The sequence below is a fragment of the Pirellulales bacterium genome (assembly GCA_035499655.1).
In the GTDB taxonomy this organism is placed as follows: domain Bacteria; phylum Planctomycetota; class Planctomycetia; order Pirellulales; family JADZDJ01; genus DATJYL01.
Map to the genome: position 1 here is coordinate 1 of DATJYL010000044.1, position 11,961 is coordinate 11,961.

Genomic DNA, 11,961 nt, shown 5'->3' on the forward strand with positions numbered 1-11,961 from the left:
CATTCGTCATTCTTTCGTCATTAGTCATTCGTCATTTCTGCTACGTGGCGGCTAATGAGCACGCGGTCGATGCGCTGCCCGTCCATGTCGACCACTTCGAAATTCAGCCCGTGCCATTGCGTGGTATCGCCGATGGAAGGAATGCGCCCCAGCGAATGCATAATCAGCCCGGAAACGGTGCTGTAGCTGCGCGGCTCGTCGGCGTTGTCGGCGCGCAGTTCGAGGCGCTCGATCAGATCGGCGATGCCGAAGGTGCCGTCAACCAGCCACGTGCCGCCGCCGCGTTCCACGAACATTTGCTGCTGGTCATAACGATGCCCCTCGCGAATTTCGCCGACTAATTTTTCGATGACATCTTCCAGCGTCACCATCCCCTCCGTGCCGCCGTATTCGTCCAGCACCACGGCCAATTGGTTGTGCTGCTCCTGAAATAATTCCAGGAGGCGGTCCAGCGGCATCGATTCGGGCACAAACAGGGCCGGCTTGAGCAGTTTTCGCAGCTCGATGGACCAGCCGAGGTGCAGTTGACGGAATAAATCTTTGATATGGACGAAACCAATCACGTGATCTAAATCCCCCTCGTAGACCGGCAGGCGCGAAAAGCCGGCCATGGCCACGGCGCCAATCACTTCCTCGGCCGGTGTGTTGACATCTAGCGCGTCCAAATCAATGCGGGGCCGCATCACGTCGCGGACCGTGCGCTCCCCCAGGCGCAGCGCTTCCAAAGCCACGCGCTGCTCCACCGATTCCAGCACGCCCTCGGCCGTGCCGGTTTCGATCATGTGCTCAATGTCGACCAGCGACACAGTGGGCTCGTCGACCGTCGGTTGGCCCACTCGCAAAACAAACAACACGGCCTCGCTGGCGCGGCCCATCAGCCAGACGAACGGGCGGCCCACGATCGACAGCCAATGCAGCGCCGGGGCCACTGCGCGGGCCAATAATTCGGCCTGCCGTAGCGCCAACTGTTTGGGAACCAATTCGCCCAACAGGAGCGACAGAAATGTCAGGCCCACGACAATGATGACCAGCGAAATGGAATGCGCATGGTGGGCGATAAAATCGAGCGGGATTTTGGCGACGATTTCCGCCAGCGGGTTTACCAACTCTTCGCCGCCGAACACGGCCACGAACGTATTCACCAACGTGATGCCTAACTGCACGGTGGGCAAATAACGGTTGGGTTCGCCCGCTAATCCGAGGGCCAATTTCGCGGCGCGGCTGCCTTCTTCGGCCAGTTGTTCCAAACGCCCCTTGCGCGCGGCGATGATGGCAATTTCCGCCGCTACGAAAAAGCCGTTGGCGATAATCAGCAGCAGGATGATGATCAGCGTGCCGAGCACGGAGCAGGCTCCCAAGGCAGAAGGCAGAAAGCAGAAAGCAGAATATAGCAAATCATCAGTCTGCCTTCTGCTTTCTGCTTTCTGCGTTCGTGGTCACCGCCAGGTTATCGCGGTGAATGATTTCGTCGTAAGGACAGTGCCCCAGGGCGGCGGCAATTTGATCGGTTTTCAAGCGTTGAATTCGCAGGACGTCGTCGACGGAATAGTTAGTTAAACCGCGGGCAAACTCTGTGCCGGCCGGATCGCGGATGGCGACGACATCGCCCTTGCGGAAAGCGCCTTCCACGCCGATCACGCCGATGGCCAACAAACTTTTTCCTTGGTGTTCCAGGGCCTGGCGTGCGCCGTCGTCGACCGTTAGTGTGCCCCGCGGCTGGGCGGTGTAGCCGATCCAGCGTTTCCAGGAAGCGACGGCATGCCCCTGTGCAACCAACAGCGTGCCGACGGGTTCGCCCGCCAGAATACGGCGTAAATTGCCGGGTTGCTTGCCGCTGGCGATAATGACATTTTCGCCGGCGGTCGTGGCCAATCGAGCCGCTTCCAGCTTACTTGCCATGCCGCCTTTGCTCAGGCCCGTGGTTTTATCTCGCACCAGCGAGAGGATGCTGTCATCCAATTTGGTCACGGTAGAAATTACCTTGGAATTGGGATTCGCCGGATCGCCGTCGAACAGGCCTTCCACGTCGGAGAGCAGGACCAACAGCGGCGCGCGGATTAAATTGGTGACCATGGCGGCCAGCCGGTCGTTATCGCCGAAAGTGGTTTGCAGCTCGTCGGTGCTGACCGAGTCGTTTTCGTTGATGATGGGCACGGCGCCCAACTCCAGCAGCGTGAGGATGGTATTGCGAATGTTGAGGTAACGGGCGCGGTGATCCAAATCGTCGGCCGTGAGCAAAATTTGTGCGGCATGGCGGCCGTGCGCTTTCAACGAGCGGTCATAGGCTTCGACCAGCGCGGTTTGTCCCACGGCGGCCACCGCCTGCAGCCGCGATAAATCGGCAGGACGTTTTTTCATGCCCAGGCGTCCCAACCCGGCGCCGACCGCGCCGGAGCTGACCAGGCATACCTTCCGCCCCGCTTGCATAAGAAAGTGAAGTTCTTCCGCCAAGGCCGCCACACGGTTTTGATCCAGCAAACCGTCCTCGGTCGTCAGCACCCGCGTGCCGACCTTCACAATCCAAGTGGTGGCCGCGGCGGCAATTTCTTGTCGAACGAGATCGGTCATGGCGGAGCAGGGATTAGAGTTCTGGTTCAAAAGTAACATACCTTTCCCGGAGCGAAGCCGGAAGTCTAGCAGAATATGCGGAGATTTTGCGATGATCTGACATGTTGTTGAGCAAAGACGTTCGCAGCCGTACAATGCACTGGCCCACGCTTGCCACTGCGATCGATGGCAACATGCCCGACCACGTTTAGCCGAAGGTGCCATGAGCGAATTGCATCACGAATGCGGTTTGGCCGCGGTCTATCACTTGCCGGGGACGGTGCTCAGTCCGCTGTGCCCGGTGCAAGGCGCGGAAGAGATTTCCCGCTTAATGCCGCGGATGCTATTGGATATTCAAAACCGCGGCCAGCTTTCGGCGGGCATCACCACGTACGACCCGGACCGCCGGCAACTGCTGGAAACGCACAAAGACGTCGGCAGCGTCAGCGAAGTGTTCCGCATGAGCCACCGCGGAAAATACGAAAGCTTAATGAAGCAGTATGCCGGCCGGGCGGCCATTGGACACGTGCGTTATGCCACCTGCGGTGAAGATGACCGGAATTACGCCCAGCCGTTCGAGCGGCATCATTTGCAGCGGCACAAGTGGTTCAGCTTTGGCTTCAACGGGCAATTGGCGAATTTTCGGGAATTGCAGGCCAAGCTGCTGGCCGACGGAGATAACCACTTGGCCCGGGAAAATGATACCGAAATTATCATGCACGAAATCAGCCGGGAGTTGTCCGGCGACGGGCGGCCGGACATGGTCGAGGTGTTCCGCAGTATTGCGCGGCGGTTCGACGGGGCATACAACCTGGTGTTTCTCAACGCCGTCGGAGAAATGGTCGTGCTGCGCGATCCGCTCGGCATACGGCCGTTGTGCTACGCCAAAGAAGGGCCGTTGTTTGCCGCCGCCAGCGAAAGCGTGGCACTGTTGAATTTGGGCTTTCAGGCCGAAAGTATCAAATCGTTATTGCCGGGGCAGATGGTAGTCATCTCGCCGGAGCGATTCGAATTGCACACGTTCGCCCGGCAGCCTCGGAAAGCGCATTGCTTTTTCGAATGGATTTATTTTGCCAATGTCGCCAGCACCATGGACGAGCGCAGCGTGTATCTCACGCGCAAACACTTGGGCGAAGAGTTGGCGCGGTTGGAAACGCTGAAAATTGACAAAGACACCGTGGTGGTCCCGGTCCCCGACACCAGCAAAGCCGCGGCCGATGCCATGGCGTACGAATTGCGCGTGCCGGCGGTGGAGGGGCTCATTCGCAACCGTTACACCGGCCGCACGTTCATCGAAGGAGGGAATAGCCGTCGGCAAAAGGCCGAAACCAAGTACACGCCGCTGCGAGAAGTTTTGGAAGGCAAGCGCGTGATTTTGGTGGAAGATTCCATCGTTCGCTCCACGACCATGAAAGTGTTGATTCATCGCTTGCGAGAGATGGGCGGGGCCCGCGAAATTCACGTGCGCGTGGCTTGCCCGCCGATCATTGCCCCGTGTTTTTACGGCATCGACATGTCGACCATCGGCGAACTTTTCGCGCCCCCATTTTTACGCGACGGCCAATTGAACGAGCTGGCCGAAGCCGAAATGGCCCAGCGCCTGGGGGCCGATTCGCTCCGTTATTTGCCCGTCGAAGCCATTGCCCGGGCCATCGGCTTTGATGCCGACCAGCTTTGTCAGGCCTGCATTACCGGCGAGTATCCGACGCCTTACGGGCAAAAGCTCTATCAAATTGCGCTTCAGCAAGCCCATACTTGCAGCGGCCAGCGGACGTACGAGAGCACCGCGGCGCTATAAGGGTGCAGTGAGGTTTCGCTAGCTGCATTTCTTGCGCACTAAACACAAGCACGGGCGGAATCATACCGCACGATGGGATTTCGTGCGGATGATCCCTCGTACAAAGCGATTCGATACTGCTCGATCGAATCGTCGACCCTGATAATCAGGTCGGCGAAGCCGGGTTCAAGATCGCGCGGGGTTTGTAAGATCAGGGACTCGGGGCCAACTTGTGCGACCCGAAGCTTTTCTCCATTGACCACTAGCGACAGGTCAACGTGAGAAGAATAGCCATCTTTCCAGTGAGTACCCATGGCAGACCTGACATTACTTGAGCGGGCTAATGAATATGCCAGAGTATGCGGCATTCGCTTGGATTTGCAAACCCCACTCGGACACGGAACCGACGGGAGCGTGTGGAAATCGAGCCGAAAAACCGCTGTGAAAGCGCTGTTTCACTCATTGAACTATACGAAGGAGCGGATTTGCTATCAACGGTTTGCCGATGCTGGAATTACAAAACTTCTGAACTTTTCGGTTCCGCAATTGGTGGGATTTAACGATGAATTGCAAGTCGTGGAAATGAAGCTTGTCAACGCGCCGTTCATTTTGGATTTCGCCAAAGCCTATATCGACCAGCCGCCGGAGTTTTCGGCGGAGGTTTGGCGGGATTGGGAGCAACAGGGTCAAGAATTGTTTGAATCTCGATGGTCGGAAGTCAAAAAATTGCTGTCATCATTAAAACAATTCGGCATTCACTATCTGGACGCCAAGCTTGGCAATATCATGTTTGAGGATTGGCCGAGTCCTTGATGCGGAGGCACGGTATGCTCCGAATTCAGCAGTGTGTTTTGATAATTGCCACGCTGTTGTTGTCGTGGCTGCTGATGCAGGACGTGCACGAGCTCGGTCACATGGCGGCGGCCTGGATGAGTGGTGGACGAGTTACCAACGTCATTCTCGACCCGTTTTCGATTTCTAGAACCGACGTTGAGCCGAATCCACATCCGCTGGTTGTCGTGTGGGGTGGGCCGATTGTCGGCGCGCTGCTGCCCATGGGAGTTTGGACGATTTTTAAAACATTGTGGCGCTCGAGCGGATTTTTGAAATTCCTTGCGGGCTTTTGTTTGATTGCCAACGGCGCCTACATTGGCGCCGGCTCAATTCAGAGAATTGGCGATTGCGGGGAGATGTTGCGCCATGGGTCGCCCATTTGGTTACTATGGCTGTTCGGTCTGTTTTGCGTGGCGGCGGGACTGTGGGTTTGGAATGGTGTTGGGGTTTATTTCGGTTTGGGGAAAGACGCGCCGCAGATACGGGGACATTCGATTGCATTCACCGTGATTGCCTTGGTAGTAGTCGCGATGTTTGGTTTGATATTAAGTGAGCGAGAAATGAATGTTCGGCGCGAAACACGCGAGCTAGACGCGGCGGCACAAAAAGAAATCCAAGCTCGCGCCAAGCAGCCAATGTTGGAGAAAACCGGCAAGCAGTGATCGGGTGCGCCAAGCCAGTGCGCCCCACAAAACACCGGCCACAATGGAAGCGAATACTTCGGCCCCCGGTTTGCCAAAATGGGCTAGCATGCTGGCCAGCGTTTGCACCCAGATGCCCACAGAAATCCCGTGAGATTTTTCCAGGCCGAATTGCAAAAAGCCGCGGAAGTGGAACTCCCAGGCGGCGTACCAGAACAACTGCCCCACCATGTGCCAGGCCAATCCGGATGCGGATTTTGGCGCGATCGGACAAAGCGGATATACCGCCTGAAACGCCGGCGATTGCGCGGAACAATATCCAATGGCCGCGACCAGCGGCGCGACGAGCAGCACGGCGGGCAGGCCAAAACGCAAATCGCCCCAGCGCAAGCCATAATCTGCAACGCGCTCGTGCAAGATTAATTTCACCACCAACAGCGGAATCAATCCTAGCAGCACGAAGCTGCAAGCAAAGAAACAAATGCTCGCGATCAACTGCGGATCGAAACCGGACGGCATCCACTGGGTTACATGGGCCAGCCAGAAGTTGTAATTGCCCACCAGGTGCCAGGCGGCCAGGCACAGGCTGCTCGTCAGCAAAACGACCGACGCCCGACGGTTGTCGCCGCTGAACATGTCGCGGGCAAGTTGGATGGCTGGGGAGGGCATGTCGAATTGTGGAAAGCGGTAGTGTTGGTTGCGCTGGCCGCGATTTATGACTTTGCTTCCGACCGCACTCGGAGCAACCACTCATACGTGATGCGTACCGCTTCTTCCAACGGCGTAATGCGGTAGCCCAACTCGCGCTGCGCTTTGGCGGAAGAGTAGGCCCAATCGGTCAGAAACACACGCACCCACTCGGGCGTGATTTGCGGATACACGCCCAGCCACTGGGCACGCTGTTTCAACAGCCAAGCATAGGTCATCGCGGCGGGGCGGCGAATAGTGATTTGAAAGTGCCGCCTCCCGCTGACTTTGTCGACCAGAGATAGGAACTCTTTCAGCGAGGCGTTTTCGCCCCCCAAAAGATATTTTTCGCCCCTGCGGCCATGCTCCATCGCGAGAATCAACCCTTGTACGACATCGTCCACGAACACCCAATTGCCGACATTGCGGCCGCCGCCGAGTAAAAATGGAACCTTGCCACAATCGTACATATCGATCAGCAGCGAGACGGAGTTGCCTTCGCTCAAGTGGCCAGGCCCGAACACACGGCCGGGATTGACAATGACCAGCGGCAGACCGTCGGCGGCGTAATTCAGGGCGTCGACTTCAGCGCCGGATTTGCTCCGTTCGTATTCGGTGAAGAATTTTGTGGTGCGAACCGTGGTTTCATCGCCGACCACGCCGCGTGGCGTGGGGCCGAATGTAAGCATGGTGGACGTCCACACCATGCGCTCTACCGCCAGTTGCTTGGCGACTTCACATACGTGGCACAAGCCCATCACGTTGTTGTCAAAATACGGCTGAAACGTGCGGGCCCAATTTTTGGCGTACCCGGCCAGGTGATAAACCTGCGAGCAGCCGTCCATGCCGCGGCGCAGGCTGTCGCGGTCGGTGATGTTGCCCTGCACGATCTTGATATTCGGATGTGTAAAATCGGGCCGTTGCTCGGGCAGAAACCCGGGGGGCGTGGTGATTTTTCCGCTGCGTGTGAAAGCATGCACGGTGTGTCCGCGCTTCACCAATTCCCATACCAGCCCCGCCCCGATAAATCCTCCCGCGCCGGTCACAAAAACATTGGCCATGATCAGACCAATCCTACGTCAAGTCCACTTTGTGCGCGCGGCCGACAATTTCCTGCACGTAGCGCGGTACCGCGTAACCAGGAAGGCGAGCTTGCAGTTCGGCGACGATTTGTTTCCCACGAGCCACAGGAACTTCGAAATGGGCCGCTCCGGCAACGCGATCCAACTGATGCAAGTAATACGGAATCACCCGCAACTCGATCAGCCGCTCGCACAGTTCGGCCAGCGCGTCGGCGTTGTCGTTGATGCCGCGCAGCAGTACCGCTTGGTTCAACAACGGCACGCCGGCATCGAAAAGTTTGCCCAGCGCGGCCGCCACGGCGGCATCGATTTCGGCCGGGTGATTCACGTGGACGACCACGATGGGAGTCAATCGTGTGCCGGTCAGCCAATTTAATAAATCGGTTGTGACCCGTTGCGGAATGACAATGGGCAGGCGCGTGTGTAGGCGAATTCGCCGCAGGTGCACAATTTCTGAAAGCCGCTCGGCAAGTTGCGCCAGCAAGGGATCAACCAAAGTCAGCGGATCGCCGCCGCTGAGAATAACTTCGTGAATGCTATCGTCGGCTTCAATTTGCGCAAGCGCCGGCTGCCAGTCCGTAAGTGAGCGGGGCGTTTGGGAATACGGAAAATGCCTACGGAAGCAGTAGCGGCAATGGACGGCGCAAGCCCCAGTTGTTACCATCAACACACGTCCGTGATATTTTTGGAGCAGCCCCGGCTGCAGCGAAGCGGAACCATCGGCGACAGGATCGGTAGTAAATCCTGGCGCCGTATCCGTTTCAACATCCAAAGGCAGGACTTGGAGCAGCAACGGATCGGCCGGATCGGCATGCCGCATCCGAGCCAGAAACGGCCGCGGTACGAACAACGGAAAATGTTTTGTCCCGCGAGTTGCTTTGGCGGCAAATTCCGGAGGCAGTTCCAATAACCGACACAGCTCGCCGGCGTCGCGCACCGCCTCCTTCATCATCCGCTGCCAAGTGGCTGTCGGAGGGGAGAGCAGCGCGGAACGAGATGCCAGCGGTTTTGAAATCATCCCCGATAACATAACCCCTTTCCACAGAAAATCGAAGTAGGAATTCCATCGTGCCCAGTTATAACACCAGCCAGTTTCGCAAGGGTTTGAAAGTTCAGATCGACGGCGACCCGTATTTGATGGTCGAGTGCAATTTCGTCAAGCCGGGAAAAGGCCAAGCGTTGTACAAGTGCAAACTGAAGAATCTCGTGCGGGGCACGCAGTTGGACCGCACTTACAAAAGCGGCGATTCGTTGGAAGCGGCCGACATCAACGAGATCGAAGGACAATTTTTGTACCGCCAGGGGGAGCAGTTTGTTTTCATGGACACCTCCAGTTACGAGCAATATGAGCTTAGTTCTGAGCAGGTCGATGAAGCAGCCAAATGGTTGAAGGAAGGGACCAACTGCTCGTTGCTGTTGTTCAACGGCAACCCGATCAGTATCGAAGCGCCCAATCACATGGTGCTCAAGGTGGAATACTGCGAACCGGCAGTCCGCGGCGATACTGCCACCAAACTTACCAAGCCCGTGAAATTGGAAACCGGCGCGGAAGTCATCTGCCCAGCCTTCATCGAAATGGGAGACATGATCAAAGTCGACACACGCACCGGGGAATATTTGGAGCGAGTGCGGGTATGAAGGCCGACGAGCTGCCACGACGCGACTAGAATCTGACGCGCAAAGTAAGCAAGTGCTAGCTGTTGCGGCCGAAACCCGCGCAGCCCATTTTTCTTTATAAGTCTGCTTTTTTACGGTCTTGCATTGCTTTGGCCGATTTGACCGTTTATTTTGAGGGCCGCCGGAGCTGCGGCATTTGCGGCCAAAAAGCCGCCGCGCATCTCGGTCCCGCCGTTTCTCATTCCTCAATGATTTGTTGCACCAGGAGTTGGCATCATGTGGCATTCCAAACGTCTTGTCGATTGGTTTCGCAGCGGGAGCGCTATCTCGGCACGCCGCACTCGGCGGTCGGTCTGCGCTTCGCCACGCGCATTCGAACGGCTGGAAACACGCCAGATGTTGTCCATCACCGCGCTGTATAACGCCGGCACGATGACAGAAGAGTTTACCGGCACGGGAACCACCGATCTGCTCGAAGTCAGCATGACCGCGGCGAATACCATTTCGTTTGACATCGGCAGCGGCACGATGACTCAGTCCGGTGTGTCGACCGTCACATTTGCCGGTGCCGGCGGCGCCACGAGATTTATCATTCATGGATTACCAACGACAAGTAACACATTTACCTTTGCACCCGCTTTGTTCTTCAATGCCGTAGCGACCCCGACTATTGATTTTATTTATGACGGGGTACAGAAACTGTTTGTCGACGGCGGCAATGCCGGTGACACCTATAACGTTCAAGAATTCGCTACCGAAACGCACATCTTGGGCGGCACCGGGAACGATACGGTGAATGTATCGTCCGATGCGGGCGGAAGTCCGGGCAATCAAGGCAACTTGGAAGGCATTTTCGCGCCACTCGATGTCGACCTGGGCCTCGGCTCCAACACGATGGTGGTCAGCGATTACGGCGAGACGACGCTGGCCAATAGCAACGTGACCATCGGCGGCGGCGAAATCGATAACTTTGCCGGACCCACCAACAATATCCCGATTCAATTTGCCGCCACCGGCGGAAGTCTGGCGCTGTCGTTGATCGGCTCGAACACGCTGCCCGATAAGTTCACCGTTTCGGAATTGGACGCCAACATTCCGTTGTCGTTACAAGGCGGTGGCGGCGATAGCACGTTCGTGGTGGGGACGGGCGATCTGTCGCAAATTCACTCGCCGGTTGCCGTGGTGGGCGGAAGCGGAACCAATGACCAACTGACCGTCGACGATTCCACTCGCAGCGTCGCCGTAAATTACGTGGTGACGGGAGAAGTCGACGTCGGCGGCGAGAAAATCATTCAAAGTTTTGCCGGCGTGGAAAAAATGCAAATTAACGGCACGCAGGGAATCAATCATTTTGCCGTCACGCCGAATGCGAACACGGAAATCAGCATAAACGGAGAAGCTCCGAGCACCACGCCCGGTGATTCCCTGTCGGTCAACTTGGTTGGCACCACAGGCGCCATGCGAACTACCGGTGCGGGCGGCTCCGGACAGTGGACATTCGCCGGCAATAACCCCAAGCCTGTGGACTACACCAACATTGAGCAGTCGGGCATTGAAGATATTTTGGCCTATGGCGCGGCGGCCTCGAAAACAAGCCAGCCGCTCGTGAAAATTGTCGATGCCGCGACCGGTTTAGCGACCGGACTGGCGATGTCGCAGGTGATGGCTTACGCTTCGACTTTCAAAGGGGGCGTGCACGTAGCGCTGGGCGATGTCAACGGCGACGGAATTCCCGACCTCATCGTGGCTCCCGGACGCGGTCTGGAACCGACAATCAAGGTTTACAATTTGCTCACCGGCACGCTGATCGAGCAGTTCGATGTCTACTCGGCCAAGTTCCGAGGCGGGGTGAATGTTGCCTTGGGCGATTTGAACCACGATGGATTGAACGATCTGGTGGTTTCCCCGACGCAGGGGAACGCCGTGATTCAAACGTTCACCAACACCGGCATGGCCGCTCAGCCGTTTGGCCCGCTGGGGGCGACCCCGCCGAACACAACCGCTCCGGTGCTGACACCCTCCACGCAATTCTTGGCTTTCAGCCCGAAGTTCCTGGGCGGGGCGACCGTGGTTGTCAACGACGTTTTGCTCACCGGCGCCGGTGCTCAGATCATTGTTGGCAGCGGTCCGGGCATGGCGGCCACGGTCGATCTTTACCCCGGCAATGCCAACAACAGCAGCGTGAAAACCACGCTGGCTCCGCTCATGGCGTTCAATCCGTTTGCCGCGGGTTTCCGCGGCGGTGTGAATGTGGCGTCGATGGGGGCGCTGGTCACCGTGGGCGCCGGCGTCGGCGGAAATTCCGAGTTGCAAGAATGGGCGATTCTGCCGGGCGCGCCGCCGACCGCCTCGCTGGTGTTTCAAGTTGCCAGTGTGTTTCCAAACAAACTAGCGCCGCTGCAAGTCGTGACAAATTCCACGGATTTGGTTTTTGCCCTGGGCAACGATGCGCCGAGCAGCCTGGTGCACGTGATTGGCATTCCGCAGTTTTCCAATCCACTGCAGTTTTATACGCAGTTGCTAGCGGATCCGGATGCAGCCTTCAACGGCGGCTTTTACCTGGCCCTGGACGTGAATTCGTGATGCTGGCGTACGGGGGCAGATTGAAAGCGTTGATCGTGCGCTAACGGTTGCTGGCACGGCGCTGATCGATGAGATGGTTGATAAACACGCCTTGACCCGGCACTGCGCTTCAGGTATTTAGCCGCTTCCCAGGCTGGGTTCCCGGCCGAAGGCTTATCCGTAATTTGCGCGTGCGGCGTCGTCTTGTCTTTTC

The 11,961-nt window shown here is 57.4% G+C and carries 11 protein-coding genes; 5 read left to right on the plus strand and 6 right to left on the minus strand.

Annotated features, from left to right (window positions below):
* Positions 1–20 precede the first annotated feature (20 nt).
* On the minus strand, positions 21–1,343 hold the full coding sequence (locus VMJ32_02775) for a hemolysin family protein (protein HTQ37921.1): 1,323 nt from the start codon (positions 1,341–1,343) through the stop codon (positions 21–23).
* Between the two features lie 55 nt (positions 1,344–1,398).
* A complete protein-coding gene (proB, locus tag VMJ32_02780; protein ID HTQ37922.1) occupies positions 1,399–2,568 on the minus strand; it encodes a glutamate 5-kinase in 1,170 nt (389 codons plus the stop codon).
* Positions 2,569–2,770: 202 nt separating this feature from the next.
* Here proB and VMJ32_02785 point away from each other — a divergent pair, with 202 nt between their 5' ends.
* A complete protein-coding gene (locus VMJ32_02785) occupies positions 2,771–4,345 on the plus strand; it encodes an amidophosphoribosyltransferase (protein ID HTQ37923.1) in 1,575 nt (524 codons plus the stop codon).
* Positions 4,346–4,383: 38 nt separating this feature from the next.
* Here VMJ32_02785 and VMJ32_02790 read toward each other — a convergent pair whose 3' ends face one another.
* Positions 4,384–4,638, minus strand: coding sequence for a hypothetical protein (locus VMJ32_02790; GenBank protein HTQ37924.1), 255 nt, complete (start codon positions 4,636–4,638; stop codon positions 4,384–4,386).
* On the opposite strand from VMJ32_02790, the gene VMJ32_02795 reads away from it, so the two are divergent.
* Both VMJ32_02795 and VMJ32_02800 read left to right on the plus strand, forming a co-directional pair.
* Positions 4,637–5,137, plus strand: a complete 501-nt coding sequence (locus tag VMJ32_02795; GenBank protein HTQ37925.1) for a hypothetical protein — start codon at positions 4,637–4,639, stop codon at positions 5,135–5,137. The genes VMJ32_02790 and VMJ32_02795 overlap by 2 nt on opposite strands.
* Positions 5,138–5,151: 14 nt before the next feature.
* Positions 5,152–5,820 carry a hypothetical protein gene (locus VMJ32_02800; protein HTQ37926.1) on the plus strand — a complete coding sequence of 223 codons (669 nt, stop codon included), beginning with the start codon at positions 5,152–5,154 and terminating at the stop codon, positions 5,818–5,820.
* Here the strand turns inward: VMJ32_02800 and VMJ32_02805 are convergent.
* Genes VMJ32_02805 through epmB form a run of 3 tightly spaced genes read right to left on the minus strand, consistent with a single transcriptional unit; the run spans position 5,746 to position 8,586 of the window.
* Positions 5,746–6,468 carry a CPBP family intramembrane glutamic endopeptidase gene (locus VMJ32_02805; GenBank protein HTQ37927.1) on the minus strand — a complete coding sequence of 241 codons (723 nt, stop codon included), beginning with the start codon at positions 6,466–6,468 and terminating at the stop codon, positions 5,746–5,748. The genes VMJ32_02800 and VMJ32_02805 overlap by 75 nt on opposite strands.
* Positions 6,469–6,512: 44 nt before the next feature.
* Entirely contained in the window at positions 6,513–7,547 is a 1,035-nt protein-coding gene (locus VMJ32_02810) for an NAD-dependent epimerase/dehydratase family protein (protein HTQ37928.1), read from the minus strand.
* Between the two features lie 13 nt (positions 7,548–7,560).
* Positions 7,561–8,586 (minus strand): EF-P beta-lysylation protein EpmB, encoded by a 1,026-nt coding sequence (epmB, locus tag VMJ32_02815; protein HTQ37929.1) that lies wholly within the window; start codon positions 8,584–8,586, stop codon positions 7,561–7,563.
* A gap of 50 nt (positions 8,587–8,636) precedes the next feature.
* On the opposite strand from epmB, the gene efp reads away from it, so the two are divergent.
* A complete protein-coding gene (gene efp, locus VMJ32_02820) occupies positions 8,637–9,206 on the plus strand; it encodes an elongation factor P (protein ID HTQ37930.1) in 570 nt (189 codons plus the stop codon).
* Between the two features lie 255 nt (positions 9,207–9,461).
* Complete coding sequence (locus VMJ32_02825; GenBank protein HTQ37931.1) at positions 9,462–11,768, plus strand: VCBS repeat-containing protein; 2,307 nt, start codon at positions 9,462–9,464, stop codon at positions 11,766–11,768.
* Positions 11,769–11,961: the final 193 nt, after the last annotated feature.

Bases quoted from the DNA above. Each gene is read 5' to 3' on its own strand.
- proB (HTQ37922.1), bottom strand. From the start codon at position 2,568: ATGACCGATCTCGTTCGACAAGAAATTGCCGCCGCGGCCACCACTTGG.
- VMJ32_02825 (HTQ37931.1), top strand. From the start codon at position 9,462: ATGTGGCATTCCAAACGTCTTGTCGATTGGTTTCGCAGCGGGAGCGCT.
- VMJ32_02810 (HTQ37928.1), bottom strand. From the start codon at position 7,547: ATGGCCAATGTTTTTGTGACCGGCGCGGGAGGATTTATCGGGGCGGGG.
- VMJ32_02805 (HTQ37927.1), bottom strand. From the start codon at position 6,468: ATGCCCTCCCCAGCCATCCAACTTGCCCGCGACATGTTCAGCGGCGAC.
- VMJ32_02785 (HTQ37923.1), top strand. From the start codon at position 2,771: ATGAGCGAATTGCATCACGAATGCGGTTTGGCCGCGGTCTATCACTTG.
- VMJ32_02790 (HTQ37924.1), bottom strand. From the start codon at position 4,638: ATGGGTACTCACTGGAAAGATGGCTATTCTTCTCACGTTGACCTGTCG.
- epmB (HTQ37929.1), bottom strand. From the start codon at position 8,586: ATGATTTCAAAACCGCTGGCATCTCGTTCCGCGCTGCTCTCCCCTCCG.
- VMJ32_02800 (HTQ37926.1), top strand. From the start codon at position 5,152: ATGCTCCGAATTCAGCAGTGTGTTTTGATAATTGCCACGCTGTTGTTG.
- VMJ32_02795 (HTQ37925.1), top strand. From the start codon at position 4,637: ATGGCAGACCTGACATTACTTGAGCGGGCTAATGAATATGCCAGAGTA.